The 24,671-nt window shown below is 40.1% G+C and carries 23 protein-coding genes; 3 read left to right on the top strand and 20 right to left on the bottom strand.

The window, feature by feature from the left end; genetic code table 11:
• Positions 1–47: 47 nt before the first annotated feature.
• The gene (locus tag D9K81_RS14240) at positions 48–335 is read left to right on the top strand and encodes a DUF2218 domain-containing protein (RefSeq protein ID WP_120375587.1); all 288 of its coding nucleotides are present in this window, start codon (positions 48–50) and stop codon (positions 333–335) included.
• An 82-nt stretch (positions 336–417) separates the two neighbouring features.
• On the opposite strand, the gene fghA is transcribed toward D9K81_RS14240, so the two are convergent.
• From fghA to D9K81_RS14205, 7 genes are all read right to left on the bottom strand, one after another.
• Positions 418–1,251 carry an S-formylglutathione hydrolase gene (gene fghA, locus D9K81_RS14235; protein ID WP_120375586.1) on the bottom strand — a complete coding sequence of 278 codons (834 nt, stop codon included), beginning with the start codon at positions 1,249–1,251 and terminating at the stop codon, positions 418–420.
• Between the two features lie 30 nt (positions 1,252–1,281).
• The gene (locus D9K81_RS14230) at positions 1,282–2,685 is read right to left on the bottom strand and encodes a C13 family peptidase (RefSeq protein ID WP_120375585.1); all 1,404 of its coding nucleotides are present in this window, start codon (positions 2,683–2,685) and stop codon (positions 1,282–1,284) included.
• Positions 2,686–2,801: 116 nt separating this feature from the next.
• Positions 2,802–3,629, bottom strand: coding sequence for a class I SAM-dependent methyltransferase (locus D9K81_RS14225; protein ID WP_120375584.1), 828 nt, complete (start codon positions 3,627–3,629; stop codon positions 2,802–2,804).
• On the bottom strand, positions 3,623–4,447 hold the full coding sequence (locus tag D9K81_RS14220) for an undecaprenyl-diphosphate phosphatase (RefSeq protein ID WP_120375583.1): 825 nt from the start codon (positions 4,445–4,447) through the stop codon (positions 3,623–3,625). The genes D9K81_RS14225 and D9K81_RS14220 overlap by 7 nt, the downstream gene beginning before the upstream one ends.
• A gap of 12 nt (positions 4,448–4,459) precedes the next feature.
• Entirely contained in the window at positions 4,460–5,125 is a 666-nt protein-coding gene (gene tsaB / locus D9K81_RS14215) for a tRNA (adenosine(37)-N6)-threonylcarbamoyltransferase complex dimerization subunit type 1 TsaB (RefSeq protein WP_120375582.1), read from the bottom strand.
• 143 nt (positions 5,126–5,268) lie between these two features.
• Entirely contained in the window at positions 5,269–5,802 is a 534-nt protein-coding gene (locus D9K81_RS14210; RefSeq protein WP_120375581.1) for a gamma carbonic anhydrase family protein, read from the bottom strand.
• Between the two features lie 12 nt (positions 5,803–5,814).
• Positions 5,815–6,414 (bottom strand): CoA pyrophosphatase, encoded by a 600-nt coding sequence (locus D9K81_RS14205; protein ID WP_106986006.1) that lies wholly within the window; start codon positions 6,412–6,414, stop codon positions 5,815–5,817.
• A gap of 125 nt (positions 6,415–6,539) precedes the next feature.
• On the opposite strand from D9K81_RS14205, the gene D9K81_RS14200 reads away from it, so the two are divergent.
• Positions 6,540–7,088, top strand: coding sequence for an NUDIX hydrolase (locus tag D9K81_RS14200; RefSeq protein WP_120375580.1), 549 nt, complete (start codon positions 6,540–6,542; stop codon positions 7,086–7,088).
• A 95-nt stretch (positions 7,089–7,183) separates the two neighbouring features.
• Here D9K81_RS14200 and filF read toward each other — a convergent pair whose 3' ends face one another.
• From filF to filA, 6 genes are all read right to left on the bottom strand, one after another.
• Positions 7,184–9,199 (bottom strand): putative pilus system protein FilF, encoded by a 2,016-nt coding sequence (filF, locus tag D9K81_RS14195; RefSeq protein ID WP_120375579.1) that lies wholly within the window; start codon positions 9,197–9,199, stop codon positions 7,184–7,186.
• 21 nt (positions 9,200–9,220) lie between these two features.
• Positions 9,221–10,582, bottom strand: a complete 1,362-nt coding sequence (filE, locus tag D9K81_RS14190; RefSeq protein ID WP_171406942.1) for a putative pilus assembly protein FilE — start codon at positions 10,580–10,582, stop codon at positions 9,221–9,223.
• A 14-nt stretch (positions 10,583–10,596) separates the two neighbouring features.
• Positions 10,597–12,261 (bottom strand): putative pilus system OmpP1/FadL family transporter FilD, encoded by a 1,665-nt coding sequence (gene filD, locus D9K81_RS14185; protein ID WP_120375577.1) that lies wholly within the window; start codon positions 12,259–12,261, stop codon positions 10,597–10,599.
• Between the two features lie 12 nt (positions 12,262–12,273).
• The gene (filC, locus tag D9K81_RS14180) at positions 12,274–13,443 is read right to left on the bottom strand and encodes a putative pilus system protein FilC (RefSeq protein WP_120375576.1); all 1,170 of its coding nucleotides are present in this window, start codon (positions 13,441–13,443) and stop codon (positions 12,274–12,276) included.
• A 55-nt stretch (positions 13,444–13,498) separates the two neighbouring features.
• Positions 13,499–14,332, bottom strand: coding sequence for a putative pilus system C39 family peptidase FilB (gene filB / locus D9K81_RS14175; protein ID WP_120375575.1), 834 nt, complete (start codon positions 14,330–14,332; stop codon positions 13,499–13,501).
• Between the two features lie 201 nt (positions 14,333–14,533).
• Complete coding sequence (gene filA / locus D9K81_RS14170; RefSeq protein WP_121523454.1) at positions 14,534–15,571, bottom strand: putative pilus system protein FilA; 1,038 nt, start codon at positions 15,569–15,571, stop codon at positions 14,534–14,536.
• A gap of 251 nt (positions 15,572–15,822) precedes the next feature.
• Between filA and D9K81_RS14165 the strand changes: the two genes are divergently transcribed.
• On the top strand, positions 15,823–17,160 hold the full coding sequence (locus tag D9K81_RS14165; protein WP_120375573.1) for an anthranilate synthase component I family protein: 1,338 nt from the start codon (positions 15,823–15,825) through the stop codon (positions 17,158–17,160).
• Between the two features lie 95 nt (positions 17,161–17,255).
• On the opposite strand, the gene hisC is transcribed toward D9K81_RS14165, so the two are convergent.
• The 7 genes from hisC to D9K81_RS14130 form a co-directional block, all read right to left on the bottom strand.
• Positions 17,256–18,353: a histidinol-phosphate transaminase gene (hisC, locus tag D9K81_RS14160; protein WP_120375572.1), complete on the bottom strand. Its 1,098-nt coding sequence runs from the start codon at positions 18,351–18,353 to the stop codon at positions 17,256–17,258.
• A 130-nt stretch (positions 18,354–18,483) separates the two neighbouring features.
• Positions 18,484–19,785 (bottom strand): histidinol dehydrogenase, encoded by a 1,302-nt coding sequence (gene hisD, locus D9K81_RS14155; protein ID WP_171406941.1) that lies wholly within the window; start codon positions 19,783–19,785, stop codon positions 18,484–18,486.
• A 193-nt stretch (positions 19,786–19,978) separates the two neighbouring features.
• A complete protein-coding gene (hisG, locus tag D9K81_RS14150; RefSeq protein ID WP_120375570.1) occupies positions 19,979–20,680 on the bottom strand; it encodes an ATP phosphoribosyltransferase in 702 nt (233 codons plus the stop codon).
• Positions 20,680–21,936 (bottom strand): UDP-N-acetylglucosamine 1-carboxyvinyltransferase, encoded by a 1,257-nt coding sequence (gene murA, locus D9K81_RS14145; protein ID WP_120375569.1) that lies wholly within the window; start codon positions 21,934–21,936, stop codon positions 20,680–20,682. The genes hisG and murA overlap by 1 nt, the downstream gene beginning before the upstream one ends.
• Positions 21,937–21,943: 7 nt before the next feature.
• Positions 21,944–22,195, bottom strand: a complete 252-nt coding sequence (gene ibaG, locus D9K81_RS14140) for a BolA family iron metabolism protein IbaG (RefSeq protein WP_067761938.1) — start codon at positions 22,193–22,195, stop codon at positions 21,944–21,946.
• 135 nt (positions 22,196–22,330) lie between these two features.
• The gene (hpf, locus tag D9K81_RS14135) at positions 22,331–22,663 is read right to left on the bottom strand and encodes a ribosome hibernation-promoting factor, HPF/YfiA family (RefSeq protein WP_120375568.1); all 333 of its coding nucleotides are present in this window, start codon (positions 22,661–22,663) and stop codon (positions 22,331–22,333) included.
• Positions 22,664–22,825: 162 nt separating this feature from the next.
• On the bottom strand, positions 22,826–24,280 hold the full coding sequence (locus D9K81_RS14130) for an RNA polymerase factor sigma-54 (RefSeq protein ID WP_120375567.1): 1,455 nt from the start codon (positions 24,278–24,280) through the stop codon (positions 22,826–22,828).
• Between the last annotated feature and the right edge of the window lie 391 nt (positions 24,281–24,671).

Genomic DNA, 24,671 nt, shown 5'->3' with positions numbered 1-24,671 from the left:
CAATTACTATTCATTAATATCATCTACCTAATCTGTAGAGTTTTAAAATGCATCAATATTCTGAAGCGAAGATTGTATCTGCACAACCAGCACGAATCGCAAAACGATTGCTAAATCATTGGAAACATAAGTTTGAAACTACTGAAGAAGCGGAGCTATTCAGTATTTTTATGCCTACAGCTACAATTTTTCTCCAACCCGAAGCTGGCATCCTTAAAGTACGTATTCAGCCTAAAGAAGAAAATGTTGATCTTGAGCGCTTAGAAAATGTTGTACTGGATCATCTTATCCGAATGGGACAAGAAAGCCTGCATGCAAATTGGCTTCATTCTTAAGCTCTTGCTCGATCAGCCCTGATGCTGATTTAGATACATGAAAAAAGCCAGACTGTATGTCTGGCTTTTGTTTTGAATTACATCACTGTAGTTGTACAGCATGAAACTGTAAATGTTCATCTATGAAGCTTTGAATAAAATAATACCCGTGATCATAGCCCGCATGCTCACGTAAGCTAAGCGTCTGTCCAACCTTTGCACATGCCTGACTGAATAACGCTGGATTTAATTGGCTATAAAACTGATCTTGCAAACCTTGATCAATTAAAATATCGCTAAACAATGCACCTTTAGCTTCAATCAGTGCCGTTGCATCATGTGCAAGCCATGTGTCTTTATTTGTGCCCAAATAGGCCGAAAATGCTTTTTCACCCCAAGGACATTGGCTAGGTGCACAAATAGGTGCGAATGCAGAAACTGATTTAAACTTTTCAGGATATTTTAGTGCTAAGGTCAGAGCACCATGGCCACCCATACTGTGGCCAAATATGCCGACTTGACCTGTAGCCACAGGGAATTCTTGTGTGATCAACGCATATAATTCGTCTGCTACAAAGCTTTCCATTTGAAAATGTTCTGCCCACGGTGCTTGAGTCGCATTGATATAAAAACCAGCACCCTGACCGATGTCCCAATGATCGCCTTTTGTAACTTCATCACCTCTTGGTGATGTATCTGAGCTAATTAAAATCAAGCCTAGCGCTGCAGCCATGCGCTGCGCATGCGCTTTAATAGCAAAGGTTTCTTCAGTACAAGTTAAACCCGCCAAATAAAATAATGCTGGGCATGCTTGACCCGCCAAAGCCTGTGCAGGAAGAAAAATACCAAAACGGCTCGTAGTTTTTAGAGCATTCGATTCAATGCTATAAATTCGTTGCTCACCTTGGAAACATTGATTCGATTGTATAAGGTTCATGTTTCTTCCTTTATGCATTAGATGGCTAAATTAAAGCTTGGCTTGAATGGACTCTTGCTGTGCTGGTGTAGTCGTTGCAGGTGGAAATAGGCGTTGCTCAAGTTGTGGCAACATAAACTGCATATTTTTACCAATTGACCATTGTGGCTCAGAAGGCTCGAAACCTTGTGCATTTTCCCATTTCGCCACGGTGTCTTTGGCTTGGTTAAATGCACCTTGAATTGAAGTTTGTTCGCGCATGGCTTGATCAAAGAAAGCACGGCCAAAATAAGTATAATCAGATTCACTTGAACAGCCAAATGACTGTCGATCTGCTGCTGAAGCCGTAATAATGAGCGTATTTTCATCTTGAAGTGCAGGTACAAAACTACCTGAGTAACACGATGAAATCACAATCACTCGCCAACGTATCCCCGATGCATCCAAAGTCTCACGCAACCATTTTGGATCGACTTGAGCCAAGTCCAATGGTGCATTTTCCATTTCAAATACATTAGGTAAACCATGCGAGGTCATGTATAAAAATAGTACATCGCTTTCACGATTCATCTGCTGACCAATACGGCGTAATGCAAGCTCCATACTGGTTTTAGAAGCAATTGGAATTTCTGTGCGCGTTGCAGGATGGTTAATTAACTCAACCGAACGCCCAAAAGTACCAAATCGAGTATCAAACTGTTCTTTAATACGTTCGATTTCATACATAAATACATCTTGATAGCTTGCACCTGCCACACCTAAAAAGTACCAATGCGACTGGGCAAATTCGCCATATTGAACAGCGTCTAACGATTTATTCAGTAATCGGCTTTGTGCATAAAATGCATCTTCTGCAAATACAGGCGGTAACTCTTCAACCTTCCAAATCGGCTGGTCTTTGACCGACATTTGCCAAACAACCAAAGTAAATAGCGTCGCTAACATAATCAGCGCACGCTCCCACCACGGCCATTTCAACTCACGTGAAAATACCCACACCACAGCCAAACTTTGCCAAACAAACAGACCTATAAATAAGGTCGGAATATAGTCATACAAAATATACGGCAGATAGTCTTGATCCCCCATAAATTGGATCAAGCACTGGAACATCATAATGTGCGTATCTAACACTAACCACAATAATGCGGGTACCAGCATTAAACGTGGATTGTTAATACGTTGCGATAAGAAAATACCAACGATTAAAGCAATAAAGGGCCAAAGTGCATAACTGATTAAACCTTGCGGGTTAAATACCCCTGCTTGACCACTGCTTAACCAGCTAAATAAGCTATTGGCACAGCCTCCTAAAATCCCCCAAAACACCAGTTGCATAATTGATGGGCGAACAATCTGAAGGGAGCCTCTCGAACCGAGAAACAGCCACATACCTGCAGTTTGGTTGCTTTTAAAATCATGCCAAAAGTTAATGGAGGGTTTGAAGTCAATCATAGAAATTCAGAGGCAGCTGTGGCTCGCTAATTTGCTTTGTAAGTTTATGCCTGATGTGGTTTTAATCAATGCTATTTTTCAAATATATAGCAAATCTTTGGTGTTTTTTACAGCAATTATGAAACTTTAGTCTCATGTTCGAGCTGGAAGTAGGCATCAAAACGACAAGCATCTCCTTGCCATTGATGATTCGGCACTTGATCTGCTAAAAACACAGCCAAGCGAGGTCGCTTCACCACCACTCGCTTCGCGACTTTTTGTGCTAATGCCAAAAGGTTGTCGCCTAAATCCATTTCACCATCTTCAGGCAAAAGCATGTGCAATAACTGCATTTGTTTTTTCACTTGTGCTTGCTTTTTGATGGCTTGCTGGTTTTGGTCACGCTGTGGAAACATCGGGTCTAAATACACCACATCATATAATTGCTGTGTTGTCGCTTGCTGTTGCAAAAAATCTGCCGAGTCAGAAAAGACCAATGTAATTCTTTGTACGGTGCTCTTTAGGAAAGGATCCAACAGGGCACGTTGCTGTGTATCTTCCAGCAGTGTAAATAATATGGGATGACGTTCAACCAAGGTCACATTTGCACCTAAATGTGCCATTAACAAACTGTCGTGCCCAAGGCCTGCTGTTGCATCAATTAAGCGAGGCTTTTCAGACAAATTACATGCACGAGCAATCATTTCAGACTTCAACGACGCACGTTTTAAACGTCCAGATTCCGCCTTCCAATCGGGTTGCATTTTCATGCCATTAGCACATAGCCAGAGGCCGTCAGCATCTACACATAAAGCCAAATCTGGATGTTGTCTAAAAAATCGTGCATTGAGCTTTTCTGTCAGCTCAATATTTACATCTACACCACGTGAAGAAAGCACAGCAGAGAACTGCTGTGCTTTCACTTCAAACTCGGCTTCTGTGTATAAGCGAATAACGCTTACCATAATTTCCAGCCTGTCATTACGAATAATAAAATTAATAAACCAGATGCAATTCGGTACCATGCAAAGACCATGAAATCACGTTTTGCAACATAAGCCACCAATACGCGAATCAACACCAATGCCGAAATAAATGAGACCAATAACCCTGTAGCTAACACAGCCCAATCTTCTGTAGATGTAAACACATGATAGCTTTGATACAAATCTAAAAGACCCGCACCAATAATTACAGGAATACCTAAGAAGAAAGAAAATTCAGTCGCTGCTTTACGTGAAACACCTAAGAACATTGCACCAATAATGGTTGCACCTGAACGCGATGTACCTGGAATTAACGATAATACTTGAATTAAACCAATATAAATCGCTTCTTTAAAGCTGATATTTTCAACTTCTTGTGCATTCACTTTAGGTGGATGTTTTTCAATCCAAATAATAATGAAACCACCAATGATCAAACCAATCGCCACGGCTATATCATTAAACAGTAAATCTTTCACTGTTTGCCCAAAAGTGACGCCCACCAATACAATTGGAATCGACGCTAAAATTAAACTAAAACCTAAATGGCGCCCTTTGGGTTCACCTGTGAACATCCCCGTCGCAGCACCCCAAAGGCGCGACCAATATTCATAAATAACTGCAGCAATTGCACCCATTTGAATCGCAATGACAAAGACATCACTTTTCTCTTTGGTCCAAAAATCCATTAATTCAGATGCCAGAATTAAGTGGCCCGTACTGGAAATAGGTAAAAATTCTGTAATACCTTCAACAATACCCATGATTGCCGCTTTAAGCAGCAGTAAAAGATCCATACCTATTCCTAATTATGGTTTGCCTTGTTCTGGAATTTTTTTCCAGGCATTATCGCGTAAATACACAGGTAGTGCATATTCAGCACTTACCCAATTTTTTTTCAGTGCTTGTACATTTGCAATCGTCGCAATATCTTGCGCCGTTGCATTAACTGCGACGTACTGTACTTGTTCTGGCTTAACTAAAGCTGAACCCGAGCCAATAACTGTAAATTTTACACACTGCTCAGCTTCGCTATAGCTTAATAATTGTTCTTCATCGATGGCTTGCATAATGCCATCATCATCTAATTCAAAGCTTGCAATATAAACTTCTTTCATTCGTGCATCGAGCACAGCAGTCACTGCTGTTAAACCCGCAATACGATAGGCAGCTTGTGCCATCGCTTGTAAAGTCGATACTGGCACAACAGGTAAATCATTGGCCCATGCCAATGCTTGCGTTACAGCAGCATTAATACGTACACCACTAAAAGAGCCCGGACCACGACTAAACGCAATTGCAGTTAAATCAGTTGCTTGAATACCTAGTTCTTTAAAACCTTGCTCAATAAGTGGCAAAATCGTTTGCGTCTGTGCTTTAGCACGCGCATCTAATTGGAAATAGAGTTCTTGATTATCTTCTGCAATACATACGGAACACTGCTCGTTCGCAGTTTCCAGTGCCAGCACTTTCATGCACAACCTTATTTAAGTCAATCTGAAAAATGACCAATATCATACTCCACTCATGCCTAGTGCGCGAGGAAATCTCTGTGAGTAGATATGTAACCTATAAGAGATGATGCATTCATCCAAGCTAATCGCAGTCTACGGCGTCCTTAATCCACATGCACCACTTCTAAATTTTTAAATTTTAAAAAGTGGGAAGCATAATGTAATGCGCTCATTTTTAATTTTGCAGCCGTCGCATCATCTAAAGTTTTTACCACTTTTCCGGGTGAACCCATTACTACAGAGTTATCTGGAATCACCTTGCCTTCTGGAATTAACGCATTGGCACCAATAATACAATTCTTACCAATCACAGCATGATTCAGTACTACAGCATTGATGCCAATTAAGCTGTTATCTCCAACTGTACATCCATGTAGCATGGCTTGATGTCCAATCGTGACATATTCACCAATCTGCATCTCAATACCTGCATCGGTATGCAATACAGCATTTTCTTGCACATTGGTAAAATGACCCAGCTTTATTTTGGCATTATCCGCACGAATCACCGCACCAAACCAAATACTCACTTGCTGACCCAATTCAACCTGACCAATAACAGTTGCATTCTCTGCAGCCCAACCATCCCAAGGACGAATAATCGCTTTCGGGCAATGCCCTTCAAATTTGTAGAACATAGTGCACTCGTTTTATTTCATTTTAAATACAGGTGAGTTAACTAAAAATGGCCATTCTTTTTGATAATTGAGACCATATTGAAATAAAGACACCAACATACGTGCTGTCAGTCCCCACACGATTTCATTTTCTACCCGCATACTTGGAAAATACAAGGACTGATGGGCATAGCGTACTTCATAAGGAATAGGCGGTGCATCCATTAACTTTTGCAAAGATGCGAAAAAAATACGGTCAATTTCTGTAGGCTGTGCAATCAGCTCAACCTGAGGTGGAATCAGACCCACCACAGGCTTTACCAGCATGCCATTACGTGCTTTTTGCATGGGCAACTCACCCAACAATTGCACATCAAAAGGATTGAGCGCTGTTTCTTCCTGCGCTTCGCGTAACGCCACCACAATATTACTGGTATCGTTCGGATCACGCTTCCCTCCAGGAAAAGACACTTCCCCCGCATGATTATTTAAATAGGCTGATCGGCGGGTTAATAAAACTTTAGGACTCGATTCATTGGTAATCGCAATTAACACCGCCGCTTGTGCGGGTTGGGTACGGCGAGAAAAGCGTAAACTTTGCTGCAGCACATGTGTCAATAAACGATCATCCATTCGTCATTATCCTTATTTTTTCAATCATTTCATCATAGCCGAATTTTAGTGCTTGTGTTTAGAAATGATGCTAAACATTTATTTTTCAGTTATGCTGATCGTTCACTTTATCATTGACGATGAATATGAATTTTTGTAGTAACTGTGGACATAAAACAGCAGAAAAAATTCCCCTTGGCGATCACCAAGTCCGTCGTGTATGTACACAATGCAATACCATCCATTATGTCAATCCTAAAGTGATTTGCGGTGCACTTGCACTTTGGGAAGATAAAGTCCTTTTATGTAGACGTGCCATTGAGCCACGTTATGGACTTTGGACACTTCCTGCAGGCTACATGGAATTATTTGAAACTATGGAGCAAGGTGCTGCACGTGAAACACGTGAAGAAGCCGAAGCAGAAGTCAATATTCAACAACTTTACTGCATGTACAATATTCCACGTATTGGCCAAATCTACGTTTTATTTAAATCAGAGCTGGTCGGTGGCGAGTTTGGCTCTGGAGAAGAAACCATCGAGTCTCGCTTATTTAGCGAAGATGAAATTCCATGGAATGATTTAGCATTTCCAAGTGTTGAGCGTACTCTTCGACATTATTTTTCGGACCGTAAAACAGGGAATTTTGAGACCCATTTAGAAACCCTAGGCACACGTCTCGACCACACAGGTTAATACGGCGCTACGTTGTTATTCATCAAGAATGAACATTCTCTCATGCAAAAACCCATCCGAAGATGGGTTTTTAAAATTGTGCTAACTACACGAATTTATTTCGCTTTAACTGTATAGCATGGTGCAAGATCTAATGTAATTTCACCACCAGCCAGTTTAGCAATCTCTTTAGATTCTGTATCCGTCGGCACACTATTACTATAAGTTCCGTTAAAACTTGCAAAACTATTGGCCCATCGTACTTTTTGGTTTGCAGAGTCTGTCATCACCACGCCACTTGGTTTTATACCCGCAGATGCAGAAAGTAAGTTCGCCATTTGTAATAATGCACCACCGACCACAATACTGGTCGAGCTATCTGTCGACGTTTGAATGGTGGTATTCATCCCAATTAAGGCGCCATTCAACGTACCGAAGGCCTTATCCGCCAAAATCATACGTAGCGAGATAGTTTCAGGAGTCACTTTAGAACCTTTCGTAAACGTACGCGTGACGGTACCAATACGATATTGCTGCGTATTCTGATCATCAATCATAGTATATTTATTTAACACATCCTGACCACGACATCCTGTAGCATCATCTGTAGATAAATCGACAGTACCAATTGCCGTATCAAATATATTCGCTGGCACATTCGGTTTAATATTGGTCCGAATATCGCCATTGCGGTCAATCACAATCCCAAGTTTGACTGTTTTAACCGTAGTATCATTAAATTTAAACGTTAAGTCCGCATACAATGGGAAAACATAAGTTGATTTTGGGGTGTTGGCTTGAGTGCTAAATACATTTTTGTCCAAATAAGACAACGGGTACAACTTATACAAATCTAATGTGCCTTTATATAGCGTGCCATTGACTGTTTGATTCCATAAACCATAATTAGCAGCATCTGCACTGGTAATTTCAGATTCTTTTTTATTGGTGAGCGTTTGATACAAATTCCCACCAGTACCCACAACCATTTTGTTTGCCAACAATTTACCTTGGGTAATGACTAGTGGCTGTGCACCCGCTTCATCAACATCAAACTTAAAGCCAAATTGGCGAGCCTGATCAATTTCTTTAGTTAAAGGATCAATCCATGTCTCTTGCGGTGAAGCCGTCATTTGCTTAGGCTTGACCTTGGTCATGAGCAATGCATTGGTACCACCAATGGTATTTAATGACTCATCAACCTTACCACGCCATTGTAAGCCACTACCAAATGTTACGCCTTGACGATCAGTCATCAATAAAAAGTGACCAAAAATATTCGTCTTGGTCTTATCTGACGGCGAACAGGTATCCTTATCACAGCCGACTAAACCATTTGAACCACTCAAGGCACTAATCAAGCTTTGCTCTGTAGAAAATAAAGCAAATTCAGGCTGATATACGGCAGCGGTTGAAATGTTCATTAACTTTTCAATCAATGAAAATGCTTCAGTTGTGCTAATGGGTGTTTGACCTAGCCATTGATTTAACCAAGCGCTAAATTCATCATCCTTGAAACCGACTAAAGTTGCTGTGGTTACGCTTGCCTCTAAACTTTCAATCGCTTGGCGGTTACTATCGCCAATATAAACAGGCTGAATTTCGGTTGCAGACGAAACCTGATTATTTTTCATGCCGAGCGCTTGTATCATCATGGCTAAACGCATCGCAACTTTGACCGTTGCATCATTTGGACTAATGCTCTGCGCTTGTTGCTTAGTCATACCAGAAGCTAAATCAATTAATGTTAGGCGTGGAGGTGTACTCGCACTTGCCACTTTAGACAAATTATCAAGTTGTACGCTACCCAGTTCTATGCGCTTGTCTTTTTCACCCTGTAAATAAAAATTCACCGTATCACCAACACGGCACGCCCCAGAAGATACACCTTCACTGGCATCAAACAGGGTCACAAATTTATTTTTACTATCACTAGAACAGGTAAAATTTATGCCGTCCACAGGATAATCTAAAATAAATTCTACACAGTTTTCACTGGCACTCTTACATGCACCGTTTACAGTACTACTATCATAAGTTTCTGGAATAACTTTCGCACTTTCACCACCACAACCGCTTAATGCAGTAACCAGTGCAGTGACTGCAAAAGGTAAGGCATATATTTTTTTCATCCTGATTCTCTTTTTATATCCTTAACGGATTGCAATTAATTTAAGTTGTCCTTGATTACTTAATACACGCTCATCGACATCAATTGCTGTTGCAAGCGGAGTGAGTAACAAATATTTTGTGTCTGAAGGAATTTGTAATACCCCTTCAATTTTTTCTCTGTATAAATGATTGGCATCAGCATCATTATTCTTATAACCTCCTGCGCCTTCCATTACACAGCCTTTAGCATCTAAAAATACGGCAAAAGGCCAATAGAATACAGGGTTATTTTTCTTAGATGCATAAGAATGTATTTCAATATTCTTGATACCCGCATCTAACTGAACCACTTCAAAGTCAAATTGAGCTTTAATTGGTGCACGTGGCCATAAATTTGTATCTTGATGAGCTTTTAATGATTTGGCTTTTAGCAATTGTTTTTGGCTAAAGCACTGTTGCCCAAGTCCTTCAATCGCATCTGCTTTAGATACTCTGTAGTAACTGGTCGACAACACGATCGGCTTATCATCAGTCGCACGGTTTTTCTTAAATAAGTTATCAATTACAGACTGCCCTACACCTTTTTCACGCTCAACCATCTGCATGCGTGTGGCGCCAGTTTTAGGATCAATCACTCCTTCAGGCATAGCATAAAAACGCTTTTTACCTTCAAGATTAAACTCTTTTTCTTCTAAGTATTCGTTATTCACATAAGTATCGCCATCTATGGTAGATAGTTGCTTATGCTTTTGATCTTGTACAATTTCAGGCATTGGTGGAAGTTTCACCAACTTTTTCTGTTGCTCTACAGAGGCTTGCGGCAATTTTTCAACGGCTACTTTTGATGACGCTTCAATTGTTTGTTTTGACACTTTTTCAGTAGTCTGATTTGGCTTAGCCACAGTCAGATCTTCAGTTGCAGGCGTATTAACAACTGTAATTTTTGGTGCATCTAACTTCTTTTCAACCTGTTTCTCAATAACGTCGCGCTGTGGTATTGGCGTTGAGCTAGCATGATCAATACGCTTTTCTTCATTCGCCACCGCCTGCTGAGCATCTTTTTTTGTACTCTTCATTTGTTGTTGATGTTGTTCTTGCGCTACACCTTGCACAATTTGTGCAGGGCGCTTGCCAGCTAAACCACGAACGACATCCTGAACATGCGCTTCATGCTCAGGATCTAAATAAGATGGGGCTTCAGGTTGTACACTCGCTTCGCCAGTTAAGACAGGGCTCTCCTTCTTCACCTCTACCTTCTTTTTAATTGGAAGATCTGGGCGCTGTACCACCATTGGACGTCCATCTGGACCAATAATGGTATGAAATATGCCTTCCGCATATATGTTTGAAGTCTGTGCTAATCCCATCATCAGCATCGCGTTCAACAAGTGCTTTTTATTCATCCTGAATACTAGTCCTACCATCGTGTTCTATAGTTCAATCCTAAAATAGTAATTTTGGTATCTGTCTTCACATTTAAACCAGCATAAGGGTTTAGTAAGATATTATTTACCCCTGTTTGGTTGGCCAAGCTACTGCTATTTGCAGGAATACTATCTCGGCTCCGTAAGAAACCAACAGATAAATCCAAATCAGTATCGGCATCAAAACGATAGCCCACACCTAAACCAAACAATTGCGCGCCATTAATGGGCACCATGGTGTTACGCTTGCCATCTGGAATCGAGCTGGTTCGTGGCTCATAACCTGCGCGAAGTTTTAAACGATCTGTTGCTGAGTATTCAATACCAATACCAAAGTTCCAAGGCGATTTAAAACCTAAAGGTAGTGCTAAAGACGTATCGCCAATGTCTGAAGACAATAATTTTGCAATTTTAAGTGCTGAAATTTGACGATCAAACTCGAAAGCGAATTTATCCCACGCACTATAATCCGTCCAACCAATATCAAAGTTGACTTGTAGATCAGGCATGATTTTGTATTTAATACCCGCTTGCATGTGTGCAGGATATTCAAAATCCATTGAAACTAAGCCAGATTCAATGGCAGGGACAGCCGATGGAAAGCCTAAAATCGCAGCTAAAATTTGCCCTGTCGGTGAAGACATCAGCCCTTTAATTAACTCTTGCGATGCATTCCCGTTTTCAATGTAATATTTACCTTTCAAACGCATTTTTGCAGCACTTTGATAGACCAAACCAAAGCTAAAATCTTCTCTTGGCTCCCAAAGCACACCCAAGTTATAGCTTGGGCTGAGGGACTGCTCTAGTGCGAGTTGCATTTGGCCAAATTTGTTAAACGGGTTCATGCCCTCTTGAGCATTACACATCCCGAGTAACAAAATATCCGTAATAATGTCGGAATTATTTTTAAATGGCGTACAAACAACTTCGTCAATCATACGAAGCATACCAATCAATTCGTTTGGAAAACGTAAATCCGTTTTTAACGCAATTGCTTGGTAGGACATCCCAATACCACCACCAATTGATAATTCATCATTAACTTGATAAGCCATCGTTGGAGATAAATAGGTAATACGCTCAAGGGCAACCTGTTGCCCCATATAATTACCAGGGTTGCCATTTTCAGCACCAAAACCCGCAATTAAAGGTGCATAAATTGCTGTTGCAAATGTTGCTTTAGAGCCAGGTGGATTATATGCAATACCTGCTGTAGGGGCAGCTACAGGTGTACCTGCACCCAAATCAATCATTTTCTTCAGACCTGGAACATACAAACTTGCATATTCCACATCGCCTTTAACTGTTCCTTTAAAGTCTGTACATAAGTCTGCTGCTACTTCTGGTCCATCATTACAAACCATTGGGTCATCTGAATAACCAAAAACGTTATAGCCCGCAGGAACTGAGAATTCACGTTGAATATCAAAATTTGCAACAATCCCTTGAAGATCTGTTTGCAAACCTTCAATTTTGGTTAAAGCTGCTGGGTTAAAATGTACCGCGCTAATGCCTGGTGGGTCTGCTGTAACAGCATTACCTAAGGCAAGAGAGCGCACATCTACCGATAAGTTTGTTCCCAGCTGTGCAAATGTAGCACTGGAACATCCCGTTAAAATTATCGCGCTAACGAGCGGACGCAGTCGAACATAGTTCATACGGACACCCTCTTAGCGGAGCTTCTTGCCGAAACCTAAAATATCAAGTGGGAATGAAAGACCCAATGAAACATCTGGTGCATCTTCTGTTAAACCCAAACCAACCGTACCATTCACAATCGTATCTGGTGAAACACGCACACCTAAAGAAAATGCAAGCGTTGAACTGGTTTGATCTGCTGGAGAATATGACTCTCCACTGCTATAGGTAAATTCAGAACCAGTATTAAAGCTTTGTTGATACGACATGGTCAAAGACACATCGTAGTTAAACGAATACGCAAAACCAAAAGCAAAACCACCGCTAATACCTGGTTCAAAATCAGTGATCACTCGGGTACCACGGCGCTGATTCAAGCCCGTTTCTTTAAAGCCATAGTTCGCAGAAACAGACGCAAACAATACAACAGGATCAATGTACTTACGTGTACTTGCACCAACCCCTGCAGAGTAATATCCCTTACCAGTTGCGAGGTCATTCGTCGCATTGACTTCGTATGGGCTATCGCCTGTTTTAGTCGATAAGTTACCAAATAGAATTAGTGGTAAACGACCTGCCTTTAAAGGGAATGGCTCCCAACGCGCACCTAGTGCAATATCTCCTAAACCTGCTGTTGAGGTATCTTTCAAGAGATCCGTTTTAGTCACCAAAGGTAGTGACGCGGTAAACGTTAAGTTATCACGCACACCATATTGAAAAGTAAAGGTGTTGGTCATTGAATGCGTTGCATTTTCTTGCACGCGTAATTGATACAGTTGGCCTTCAGCCATTTCCATATCAAGTTGTGTATCACGATAATAGGTATAATCAATATCGTAATATGAAGAGATCTCACCTTTTTTAATTAAGGAATATTGGCGTTCATTGGACGTAAATACTTCTTGAAGATTGGCCTCTTGTGTTGCATCGCCCTCTTGCTTTTGAAGTGCAGCAGAAGCATCCGAAGTTTGTGCTGGTGCTGACACTTGTGCTACTGGCGCTTCGGCTTGCGTCGCAGAATCTGCTGGTATTGTAGCAGTTTCATCAACACTGTCATAACCACCCAGTGTTGTATCTTCAGCAACTGCCTGCTCCTCAACGGCATCATACCCACCCAAAGCTGGCTCATTTGCGTAAGCAACCCCCATCAACATTTGAACGCTGACTGCCAATAAGGTTTTGTTCATCCATTTACTATTCATTTTCCATACCACCGCTTTTTATTTTTTTAATCTGTTTATAACTTAAGTTCTGGCCTTACTTGTTTTTATAGTAAAGTCTTAGGAAGTTATAGTTCGATTGCCCATAGTTTTCTGACGACTCATTCATATTTTTATCCAGTCGAATCGTCGATGCTTTATCTGCAATTTTATCCATGTAAAACTGAGGGTATTGTAAGTCTACAAAAGCATAGCGATTGACTGTTGCGTCATCGACATGTCGCATATCTGCTTCATTTAATGCCAGCATAGTTTGGCGTTTATTTGGTGCAACATTGATTAAAAAGAGTGTGTTGTTTTCCCAAATTTCTTTAAATCGAGTTTCATCAAAACTAATGTTACCTAATGCTGGGTCAGCTACATAAACACGGCCGTTTTTATAGCCCTTAAACACCACAAAGTGCTTAAATCCCGCGTAAGAAATAGGCACAATAGCGGGCTCGCCTTGTTTTACCAAATCGGTAAACTCACCACGATAACCACCGCTCTCTAATCCCAAAGCACCCACAAAGCGCTTCATATCAAGTAAAGAGAAACTACGACGTTCTACAATTTTTTCAGTTTCACCAAATTTCAATAAACCGTTCATGGTTTGTTGTTCTGTTAGCTTGGCGCCCACATAACCATTTAACAATGTGGTTAAAGCAGCAGAACCACAACTATAATCGTATGCTTGACGGACAATGCCACGAAATTGGTCTTCGACTGCAGGTTTAATTTTTACCGTTTCACGGTGCATGCGGGTAAATGAATCATTTCGTGAATCCAGAGTTTCAGTGTAATACACTGCTCCGGCTGGCTTTTCTTTTATATCGAATGACTCTTTGGCAAAGTAATACATCAATGCCGAGCCTAGTGCTATCTCTAACATATCTTCTAACTTTTTAGTTATCGGCAGTTGATGTGCCTTTTATCATTATTTTAGAGCTAACGCTCTACTTCCATGTCTAATTGCAAGATACCTTTTTTTGCAAAAAAAAACAGCTATTTTTTTATATTTTTGATGTATTTCATCTTTTATTTGTAAAAAAAAGCGCGTGAAATTCACGCGCTTTTATAAATCACGACAGGATTAACGACCTGTAATTGTAATAATAGAACCTTGCTTTGTATAACCAGCATCATACCAAGTTTTTAAACCTTGAACTTCAACATCACCAATAGAACCTTTCAATGAGCTACCACGAGCTAATAAAGTTGAACTAGTACCTGATGTAGTTTTCCAATCACTATCCAGAGGTTTAGCACCTAAAGCGATACCTTGCACATAAATGTCCGTACCAGAAGCATTTTGAGTACTAGTGATTTTTAAACCTTTATCAGTTACTGCTACATCAGCAGCAATTGTTAAATTGCCAGACGACGTTGTTGAGCCAGCATCAGGCGCATCCGCAACACTCAATTTACCTAAAGTAATCTGACCACCACCAGCATTATCTAAAATACCAAGATCAGAAATTGTCAAACCACCTTGCATAGTTGTATTCAATTTAATCATTGCACCTTGTGGTGTAGAACCTAATTGAATATTAGCTGCCATTTGACCCGTTGTAATGGTTAAGCCTGACAAAATCGCTTTTTGAGAATTTGCCACTATACCACGACGACCTGTTGCAGCATCACCTGATGCAGCTACACTGATCTCACCAATTTTAATATTTAGACCTGAAACTTGAGCTGCAATATTCAAGAATGCGCCATTCGCACCAGCATCAGAATCAATTTGCAAATCCATTAAATTATGCGAGTTTAGTAAAGATGCGTTATTGGCAGTAATTGTGATGCCATCAATCGCAAGTGCACCTGCTGTACCACTACCGCCTACAATTGCAGCATTCGAGATTTCTTTAGGATCAGAGAAAGTAGGGCCTCCACTACCAACACCTGTTACAGAAACCCCTTCAACTTTATTCGTTGCTGATGCAGACAAACCATCATTATCATGAACATAAAGCTTATCAATTTGGACTTTTGTAATACCAATACCAATATTGATACCGTCTTGACCTGTTGTTGAGCTAAGCGCTGCATAATCCATTGCTTGCATTGCCATTGCATTTGCGCTGATTGCCATTGAAGATACTAAAACAAGTTTAGTGAATTTTTTCATTGTTACTCTCCCAAGAGTATTTTTTATGATTGTCAACCACTCAATGCTTTTTGCTGCTTATTCGTTTTATGGCAGCGCCAACATCATTCCTTGAGTAGCTTGCTCGCATGACTACAGTAGCTCTGTGTTAATTTTTGTTCAACTGTTGTTGGTCGCAATTTAGAGTTCGCCGATAAACGGTATTTACTCATACTTCATAAACACATTGATATACACTATGGCTACGTTTAGCCCCATGCACATTTAGGTTTATGCAAAATCAGATTGTTTATCAACGACTCATTTTAAAGCACAACTTGTCTGCAACTCAGATATTATCTGCTTTGGCTGACTTATCCCATGTCGTTTATCTGAATAATGACGCTCAACCGACCATTGGTCTGTTTGCTGATGAATACTTTACTCACGAAAATAATGAAACATTTCATTACATTGAGACCGATATAGATACCTATTATGTACTGCCCATTCCATCTTTACCTAAATTCTGTTTTCAGCCTAATCATGCTGAACCACAATCTGGTTTTAATGGTGGCTTACTCGGCTTTATTGGCTATGACTTTTCAGCCTCAACACAAGTCAAAACAGCCCATAAAAAACAACCAGCGTTGTTTATTGGACGCTTTAGTAGCTATTTAAAGCACAGCACAGAAGGATGGACCTTCATCAGCCATCATTCTAATGCAAAGCAGCGATATCAAGTTTTATTAGATCTATTAAATAAAGACACTTACACCTCTACTTTTGAGCTTTATCAGCCACTTCAAGCGCGATGGAGTTTTGAGCAGTACCAACAGGCTTTTCATCAAGTTCAAGATTACATTAAGGCTGGCGATTGTTATCAAATTAACTTAACACAAGAATTTACGACGCAAGCAACAGGTTTGCTTTTAGACACCGCTTTCCAGTTATGGGACTTAACTGATGCACCTTATGCGGGCTATTTAAGAGTTGGCAAATTTGAGCTTTTAAGTTGCTCACCAGAATTATTTATTGATTTTGAAGCTGAACGCAAAATAAGAACTAAACCGATTAAAGGCACCATGCCACGTTATACAGATCCAATATTGGATACTGAATCCAAAAACACGCTGAAAACATCTAAAAAAGACATGGCTGAAAATGTCATGATTGTAGATTTACTACGTAATGACCTGAGCGTGTATGCAGAAATAGGAACGGTAAAAACTCCTAAGCTATTTAATATTGAGAGCTTTAATCAAGTACATCACATGGTGAGTGAAATTGAAGCTCGCTTAAAACCCGATGTAAATCCATTTGATGTATTAATCTCTGCCCTACCAGGTGGCTCAATCACTGGCGCACCCAAAATCCGCGCGATGCAAATTATCGAAGAACTTGAAGGCGCACCTCGTGGTGCCTATTGTGGTTCGATGGGTTATTTTAATCATGACGGTACAGGGTCTTGGAATATCTTGATCCGCTCGATACAAAAATATCAAGACCATGTTTCTGTTTGGGCCGGTGGTGGTATTACAATCGCATCAAATTGTGATGCTGAATATCAAGAATGCTTTGACAAAGTTGAAGCGATGTTGAACTTGCTCAACACATGGCATCAACCTTAATAAATAAGCGACTCAATTGAGTCGCTTTTTTAATCCCTCCCGACCTCCCTTTAAAAAGAGAGGAGAAGCATTACTTCGTAAGGGTTAAGATTTTATTAAACTAAAATTTCATTCTTCAACGTATCAACTAAACGTTGGTTTTCAGCATCTGTACCAATGGTGATACGTAGATATTGGTTAATACGTGGCTTATTGAAATAACGAACAATCACACCATGCTCACGCAATGCAGTTGCTAATTCACCAGCATCTTTCGTTGCTAAAGTTGCAAAAATAAAGTTAGCACTTGAAGGTAATACTTGAAAATCAAGTGCAGTTAGATCTGCAACTAACTTCTCACGGCTCGCAATAACTTTAGCACATTGTGCTTCAAAATAAGTTTGATCTTCAAATGAAGCAACAGCTGCCGCAATTGCAAAACGGTCAATAGGGTACGAGTTAAAACTGTTTTTTACTGCTTCAAGTGCTGCAATCAAATGTGGCTGAGCAATAGCAAAACCAACACGTAAGCCAGCTAAAGAACGCGACTTAGACGTCGTTTGGCACACTACGAGGTTTTCATATTTTGCCACGAGGCTTACAGCAGATTCCGCGCCAAAGTCAACATACGCTTCATCAATCACGACAACAGAATTTGGGTTGGCTTGCAATACTTCTTCAATTGCAGATATACCCAGTGCGATACTGGTTGGAGCATTTGGATTAGTAATAATGATCCCGCCATTCGGCTGTTTATAATCATCAACAACAATTTCAAATTGATCATTTAACGGCAAAATTTTGGTGTTGCTAGCGATTCCAAAGAACTGGCTGTACACCGGATAAAAACTGTACGTAATATCTGGATAAAGAATTGGAAGTTCTTGTACAAAAAATGCTTTGAAAATGTGCGCCAAAACCTCATCTGAACCATTGCCCACAAATACATTTTCAACAGCAACATGTTGCTGCGTAGCAATGGCTTGTTTCAATGCTGAAGCATCAGGATCTGGATATAAACGCAGTGCATCTGCTGAATTTGCTAATACAGCTTGAACAGCTTCAACCACTTTTGGTGAGGGTGGATACGGGTTTTCATTGGTATTGAGCTTTAATAAATTTTGAATTTTAGGTTGTTCACCAGGGACATACGGTTCCAACTCACGTACGTCTGGGCTCCAAAAGCGCTTTTGTTCAGTGGTAATCTTCGACATTTTCTTTTCTCTTGGTTCCCTCTCTTTTTAGGAGCGAGTGAGGAAAATACCTCTCCTCAGCTCCCTAAAATTTTGCTTTAAAGCGTATTTAGAGAGGGATGTTATTTCTTAATCATTATGACTTGGTGGCTTACTGATAGCGGTAACGTGCTGATCGTGCATGGGCATCCAAGTTTTCTTGTTGTGCCAAAACATCTGCAGTTTTTGCTAAGCTTTTCACACCAGCTTCAGAGCACATAATCAAGCTTGAACGTTTTTGGAAATCATAAACACCGAGTGGAGATGAAAAACGTGCTGTACCTGATGTTGGTAACACGTGATTCGGGCCTGCACAATAATCACCAATTGCTTCTGGTGTATAACGTCCCATAAAAATAGCACCCGCATGACGAATACTTTCAGACATTAATTCAGCTTCATCTAAACACAACATTAAGTGTTCAGGTGCAACTTGGTTAATTAATGCAGCGCCTTCAGCACGGTCTTTGACCAGTACCAATGCACCACGGTTTTCAATTGAAGTACGGGCAATTTCCGCTTTTGGCAAAGCTTCTAAATGCTTTTCAATCCAGTGTGCAACATCGTTGAGTAGTTGCTCATCTGGTGTAATAAACACAGCTTGTGCCACAGTGTCATGTTCAGCTTGAGACAATAGATCCATCGCCAACCATTCAGCATTATTATCACCTTCTGCATAGACTAAAATTTCAGAAGGTCCTGCAATCATATCAATGCCAACTTGACCAAATACCGCACGCTTAGCCGCAGCTACAAAACGGTTGCCTGGTCCTGTAATCTTGTCGACCATGGGAATAGTTTCTGTGCCATAAGCCAAAGCCGCAACTGCTTGTGCACCACCAATGGTAAATACACGAGATACACCTGCTAGATAAGCAGCCGCCAACACCAATGGATTTAAATCGCCATTCGGGGCAGGAACCACCATAATAATTTCAGGCACACCAGCCACATGCGCAGGTACAGCATTCATTAGTACTGAAGATGGATATGAAGCTAAACCACCTGGAACATAAATACCCACACGATCAAGTGGTGTCACTTTTTGCCCCAAGGTATTGCCTAAGGCATCCACATAGGTCCAGCCGTCTTGTTTTTGTGCTTGGTGAAACTCACGTACACGATTGGCGGCCATTTCTAAAGCTTCGCGCACCTCTGTGCTTAAGCCATCAAATGCTGCTTTTAACTGTTCTTGGCTAAGCTCTAAGTCTGAAAATTGATGCGCTGGATGTCGATCGAACTGCTGTGTGAGCTTAAGTACGTGAGCGTCGCCATGCTGACGAACATCAGCAATAATTTGGTCAACGGTTTTTAAAAGTTCTGGATCATTCACAGTTTCAAAAGCTAACAAGTCAGCAAAAGCTTGCTTGAAGTTTTGATCTTGAGTCGATAAACGTCGCATCAATTTACCCACTAGGTAATGTATTGGAAAACTTTAGTTTACCTGTTTTAGTGAGCTTTGTGGTTATCTATCTGTATGTGAGTACATGAGTTTTATTGAAAATAACTTTTATAACAATAGAGAAAGCATCGCGCTTAAGTTTTAACATTGCGGAATAAAAAAAACCGCCCAATGGACGGCTTTTCTCGTTATAGCTCAAGCAAACTTAAGCTTTTTTAGCATTTTCACGCGCTTCAACTGCTTTTTCAAGTTGCGCAAGAATTGGGTTCAGCAATTGTTGCTTACGCTTGAAACTTGCTTTGTTTACAATTAAACGTGAAGACACTTTACAGATTTCTTCAAGTGGCTCTAAACCATTGGCACGTAAAGTATTACCCGTATCCACAACGTCTACAATGTAATGTCCTAGACCCACCAATGGTGCAAGTTCCATCGAACCATATAATTTAATCACATCGACTTGCTCACCTAAGCTTGCATAGTATTGGCGTGTTAAGTTCACGTACTTCGTGGCAATTTTTAAACGACCTTGCGGACGCTCCATGCCAACTTTACCCGCTGTCATTAACTTACACACTGCAATTTTTAAATCGAGTGGTTCATAGACATTTTGTGCACCATGCTCCATGAGCACATCTTTACCCGCCACACCAATATCAGCTGCACCATTTTCCACATAAGTTGGTACATCCGAAGCACGTAAAATTAAAATACGTACGTGCTTATGGGTGGTAGGGAAAATTAATTTACGAGACTTATCAGGATCTTCTAAAAGATTAATCCCTGCCGTTTCAAGCAAAGGTAACGTTTCTTTTAAAATACGTCCCTTGCTTAACGCTAAAGTTAAACCATGATCAAAATTGCCCATTACGTCAAAGTTCGGATCATCGTTTCTCATATCGCTCATTAACTTACTCGCTTAATTTGGGCGCCTAAACCTTGTAATTTTGCTTCTACATCTTCATAACCGCGGTCAATATGATAAATACGGTCAATTAAAGTTTCTCCGTCAGCAGCCAATGCAGCCAAAACTAAAGAGAAAGAAGCACGTAAATCTGTTGCCATTACTGGTGCAGCAGAAAGTTTTTCTACACCTGTAACAACAGCATCATTACCTTCGACCTGAATATTTGCGCCCATACGTGCCAATTCAGGTACATGCATAAAACGGTTTTCAAAAATCGTTTCAGAAATTGTTGCAAAACCACGGCCAATGGCATTTACCGCCATGATCTGTGCTTGCATATCTGTTGGAAACTCTGGATGTGGCAAAGTACGGAAGCTCACAGCTTTTGGACGTTTACCCATCATATCAAGTTCGATCCAGTCGTCACCACGGGTAACTTCTGCACCCATTTCTTCAAACTTTTCTAGTACCGCTTCCATTAGATTTGGGTCGGTATGTGTGGTTTTAACTCGACCACCTGTAATGGCCGCTGCCGCTAAATATGAACCTGTTTCAATACGATCTGCAACCACAGAGTACTCACAACCATGCAAGCTTTCAACACCTGTAACCACTAAAGTATCGGTATCTAACCCTTCAATTTTTGCACCCATAGCAATCAGCATTTGTGCAAGATCGGTAATTTCAGGTTCACGCGCTGCATTACGAATCGTGGTTACACCATCCGCCAATACCGCTGCCATTAAAATATTTTCAGTACCGCCCACAGTAACCATGTCAAAGACAACTTCGCCACCTTTTAAGCGACCATCGACTTTGGCATGAACATAACCTGCATCAACTACAATTTCTGCACCTAAAGCTTCTAATGCTTTTAAATGTTGGTCAACTGGACGTGATCCAATTGCACAACCACCTGGCAAAGACACTTGTGCACTACCATAGCGCGCCAATAATGGACCTAGCACCAAAATAGATGCACGCATAGTTTTAACGAGTTCGTATGGTGCAAATTGATTGTTGAGTGTTGAGGTATCTGCAACAACAGTATCCCCTTCATAGCTCATGGTAATGCCCAGACCTGCAATTAATTTAACCAGCGTATTTACGTCTTTTAAATTAGGTACATTTTTAAGCGTAGTTGGCGTTTCAGCTAAAATCATCGCAGCCAAAAGTGGAAGTGCTGCATTTTTTGCACCAGAAATTCGCACTTCACCTTCGAGCGTAACACCGCCCTGAATTAAGAATTTATCCATTAATCTATTAAGCTCCGAATAAGCTTGCTTTACGCCATTCTTCTTTAGTCATTGCGCGAATTGTTACTGCATGAACTTCACCACTGGCAATATAAGAGTTCAATGGTGCATAAACAGATTGCTGACGAGCAACGGGACGTTTACCTTCGAATTGATCATCCACAATACGTAGGTCAAATTTACCGCCCTGCCCACTTACTGCAACTTCAGCTTCAGGAAACGCAGCTTTCAAAATATCAGTGAGCTGTTCACTATTCATCACAAGACCTCTTATAGGACTAACGGTGTAAAACCTGCCATTTTACTATAAATAAAAAAAATAATTCATTAGTCTCATACAATATATATATAAAAAAAGAGGCTCATTCGAACCTCTTTTTGTTGCTTATATAGGCTAAATAGCCAAAGGTAAGTAATCTAACTGCATTTTTCGATGCTTATGTAACTGTCGTTTCAATTTTTCGCTAAGTTTTTTTATTGAAGAATACATATCATCCCCACTTGCTTGGGCAAATAGCTCAGCACCAGGTATTCGAATGATGGCTTCAGCAATATGATTTGAACTTCCCTTTTTCGAACGCTTATCAACTTGATGATCTTTGCTTAATTTTACTTGCATACTATTTACTTGATCTAAATGCTTAGTCATTTCAGCAAACTTTAAACGTATTGCCTGTTCTATTGCAGGCGTAATACTTAAGTGGTGACCACGAATGGTTATTTGCATAATACTATCCCTCACCTTTTTACAGGATTAGCAAGTCACAGCTCATTTGATAGAGATACGCGCAATTTCCATTCGATCAAATCATTTGAACAGTGCCTTAAAATAAAAAAGAGGTTCATTATTTCGTCATAATGAACCTCTAGAATAGTCAGATTTTAAAAATCAGATCAAGACTTTTCTTTCCGAAGATGAAGGAATATGTAACGACTCGCGATATTTCGCTACCGTACGACGTGCAACATCAATACCCTCTGCTTTCAATAAAGTCGCAATTGCATTATCAGACAAAGGCTTACGTATATTTTCTTCGGACACCATTTTTTTAATCTTCGCACGAATTGCTGTAGAGGATGCTTCACCGCCCGACGTTGTTCCCACATGGCTAGAAAAAAAGTATTTCAACTCGAATAAACCACGTGGCGTTAACATATATTTATTGGTAGTCACACGAGAAACTGTTGATTCATGCAATTCAACTTCTTCTGCAATATCACGCAGTACTAAAGGTTTCATCCCCTCTGCACCAATTTCAAAGAACGCACGCTGATGTTCCACAATACACGTCGCAACTTTCAGTAAAGTTTTATGGCGCTCATCAACACTCTTAATAAAGTTTTTAGCTTCTAACATTTGATTACGTAAATACTGATTATCATCACTTTGATCAGCGCGCTTAATCATATTTGCATAAAAAGAGTTCACCCTTAATTTTGGCATAACATCAGGGTTCAACTGTACAAACCAATGGTCATTCTTTTTCATGACCACTACATCTGGAATTTGATAATCTGAATCTTTATTTTCAAACTCTATTCCAGGGTGTGCTTGCAGTGTTTTTAATAAACAAACGGCTTCTTTTAATTGTTCTTGATTTAAGCCTGTTTGCTTGATCAGCTTAGGTAACTCATTACTAATCAACAACTCATAATGCTTCATTAAAAGCATTGCTTCCTTACGATAAGGTGTTGTTTCCGATAAACTTTCTAATTGTATAGTTAAACATTCTGCCAAATTACGCGAGCCAATTCCAATCGGATCCAGACGTTGAATATGCTTCAACACCACAATCACTTCATCGTCTTCAATCTCTTCATCATAATCCATACTATCAAGTAGATGTTGCACAGAAGCCGTAATCTCAGATACATCGCAGTCTAAGAAACCTTTATCATCTAAGGCGTCAATAATACAGTGCGCGATTAAACGATCAACCATTGAAAAATGCAATAAATTCACTTGCTCAAGCATGTGTGCTTGTAAGCCAAAATGCCCTTGTCGATTATCTTCACGCTCCTCAAACTCTGGTGTGCCTAAACTTGTCGATTGATGCGTATACACATCATCCCAATCCGTATCTACAGGTAAATCATCAGGTAAGTGATCCGCATTTAACTCATTGGTTAAATCCTTACGATCTTGTTCTTGTTCCTGCAAATTAGTTAAACTTTCAACCGTGGATTGCTCTTCTACTTTTTCAAGCAAGGGATTACTATCTAATTGAATTTGGATTTCTTGTTCTAGTTCTAAACTCGAAAGTTGAAGTAAACGAATGGCTTGTTGCAACTGAGGCGTGAGCGACAGAGAGTTTGCAACCTTCATTCCAACCGATAACTTCATCTTTGTTTCCCTCTATAAATATCGCGTGTTATAAGCAATTTTTATGCCGTTTAATTTTTTATAGCATACTTTTACTAAAAAACATACAAAAATCAAACAGGGTGTATTTTAACCATAACTTAAATAAGTATAATTAAATTATTGATATATTATAATAAATTTAAAATATATTGACTTATAAGTATAATTAAAAATTTAAAGATATCAGCTTTGGATGCAAGGTATATGAACAAATACTCACGTTTAAATACTTACCCCCCTTTAGATAAGATATTTCTATGTGATAAAAGCCATTTTCTTGATTCATTTTCTAATTTTAAACCCTAATTTTTCTTCTCTTTTTATTCTCTATCCTGCTTTTTTATTTACATTTATCCCGCTAATTTCCCCC

Origin of the sequence: Acinetobacter chengduensis, assembly GCF_003664645.1 — a bacterium.
Classification (GTDB): domain Bacteria; phylum Pseudomonadota; class Gammaproteobacteria; order Pseudomonadales; family Moraxellaceae; genus Acinetobacter; species Acinetobacter chengduensis.
The sequence above is the reverse complement of the archived record's forward strand: the minus strand, read 5'-3'. Positions and strand labels throughout refer to the sequence as shown.

Excerpts from the sequence above, each read along its gene's own strand:
- D9K81_RS14200 (WP_120375580.1), top strand. The coding sequence starts at position 6,540 with ATGAATTTTTGTAGTAACTGTGGACATAAAACAGCAGAAAAAATTCCC.
- D9K81_RS14240 (WP_120375587.1), top strand. The coding sequence starts at position 48 with ATGCATCAATATTCTGAAGCGAAGATTGTATCTGCACAACCAGCACGA.
- fghA (WP_120375586.1), bottom strand. The coding sequence starts at position 1,251 with ATGAACCTTATACAATCGAATCAATGTTTCCAAGGTGAGCAACGAATT.
- filF (WP_120375579.1), bottom strand. The coding sequence starts at position 9,199 with ATGAAAAAAATATATGCCTTACCTTTTGCAGTCACTGCACTGGTTACT.
- hisG (WP_120375570.1), bottom strand. The coding sequence starts at position 20,680 with ATGAGCGATATGAGAAACGATGATCCGAACTTTGACGTAATGGGCAAT.
- D9K81_RS14220 (WP_120375583.1), bottom strand. The coding sequence starts at position 4,447 with ATGGATCTTTTACTGCTGCTTAAAGCGGCAATCATGGGTATTGTTGAA.
- D9K81_RS14210 (WP_120375581.1), bottom strand. The coding sequence starts at position 5,802 with ATGTTCTACAAATTTGAAGGGCATTGCCCGAAAGCGATTATTCGTCCT.
- murA (WP_120375569.1), bottom strand. The coding sequence starts at position 21,936 with ATGGATAAATTCTTAATTCAGGGCGGTGTTACGCTCGAAGGTGAAGTG.
- D9K81_RS14225 (WP_120375584.1), bottom strand. The coding sequence starts at position 3,629 with ATGGTAAGCGTTATTCGCTTATACACAGAAGCCGAGTTTGAAGTGAAA.
- D9K81_RS14130 (WP_120375567.1), bottom strand. The coding sequence starts at position 24,280 with ATGAAGTTATCGGTTGGAATGAAGGTTGCAAACTCTCTGTCGCTCACG.
- filA (WP_121523454.1), bottom strand. The coding sequence starts at position 15,571 with ATGAAAAAATTCACTAAACTTGTTTTAGTATCTTCAATGGCAATCAGC.
- D9K81_RS14205 (WP_106986006.1), bottom strand. The coding sequence starts at position 6,414 with ATGGATGATCGTTTATTGACACATGTGCTGCAGCAAAGTTTACGCTTT.
- tsaB (WP_120375582.1), bottom strand. The coding sequence starts at position 5,125 with ATGAAAGTGCTGGCACTGGAAACTGCGAACGAGCAGTGTTCCGTATGT.
- filC (WP_120375576.1), bottom strand. The coding sequence starts at position 13,443 with ATGAATAGTAAATGGATGAACAAAACCTTATTGGCAGTCAGCGTTCAA.
- filB (WP_120375575.1), bottom strand. The coding sequence starts at position 14,332 with ATGTTAGAGATAGCACTAGGCTCGGCATTGATGTATTACTTTGCCAAA.
- filD (WP_120375577.1), bottom strand. The coding sequence starts at position 12,261 with ATGAACTATGTTCGACTGCGTCCGCTCGTTAGCGCGATAATTTTAACG.
- D9K81_RS14165 (WP_120375573.1), top strand. The coding sequence starts at position 15,823 with ATGCAAAATCAGATTGTTTATCAACGACTCATTTTAAAGCACAACTTG.
- hpf (WP_120375568.1), bottom strand. The coding sequence starts at position 22,663 with ATGCAAATAACCATTCGTGGTCACCACTTAAGTATTACGCCTGCAATA.
- D9K81_RS14230 (WP_120375585.1), bottom strand. The coding sequence starts at position 2,685 with ATGATTGACTTCAAACCCTCCATTAACTTTTGGCATGATTTTAAAAGC.
- filE (WP_171406942.1), bottom strand. The coding sequence starts at position 10,582 with ATGAATAAAAAGCACTTGTTGAACGCGATGCTGATGATGGGATTAGCA.
- ibaG (WP_067761938.1), bottom strand. The coding sequence starts at position 22,195 with ATGAATAGTGAACAGCTCACTGATATTTTGAAAGCTGCGTTTCCTGAA.
- hisC (WP_120375572.1), bottom strand. The coding sequence starts at position 18,353 with ATGTCGAAGATTACCACTGAACAAAAGCGCTTTTGGAGCCCAGACGTA.